The organism is Colwellia sp. RSH04, from assembly GCF_003545765.1.
Classification (GTDB): domain Bacteria; phylum Pseudomonadota; class Gammaproteobacteria; order Enterobacterales; family Alteromonadaceae; genus Colwellia.
This window is the reverse complement of sequence record NZ_QXIO01000069.1, coordinates 1-503: the sequence shown is the minus strand read 5'-3', so window position 1 is coordinate 503 and position 503 is coordinate 1. Positions and strand designations below refer to the sequence as shown.

Below are 503 nucleotides of genomic sequence, written 5' to 3'. Positions count from 1 at the left end.
AAGTCCAGGATCTGCACGCCTATTACGGCAAAAGCCACATCCTTCAGGGCGTCGATATGCATATCGGCGCCGGCGAGGTCGTCAGCCTGCTCGGGCGCAACGGCGTCGGGCGCTCGACCACGGTCAAGGCGATCATGGGCGAAGTGCCCCCGCACGGCACCATCAAGTTCAAGGGCCAGGACATCGCCGGTCTGCCGAACTACAAGATCGCGCATCTCGGGCTTGGCTACGTGCCGGAGCATCGCGACATCTTCCCCGGCCTCACCGTGCGGCAGAACCTGCTGCTCGGGATCAAGGACACCAAGCGTCCAGGCAAGTGGAAGCTCGAGGACATGCTCGAGATGTTCCCGAATCTCAAGGCGCGCGCCGACACGGCCGCGGGCGTGCTGTCCGGCGGCGAAAAGCAGATGCTGACCATCTGCCGGACGCTGATGGGTGATCCCGAACTCATCATGATCGACGAGCCGACCGAAGGTCTGGCGCCGCTGATCGTGCAGCAGGTC

Annotated in this window: 1 protein-coding gene; it reads left to right on the top strand. The window is 63.8% G+C overall.

Annotation, left to right across the window (positions count from 1 at the left end; genetic code table 11):
- The coding region (locus D1094_RS18525; RefSeq protein WP_147361110.1) for an ABC transporter ATP-binding protein at positions 1–503 on the top strand (503 nt) is incomplete at both ends.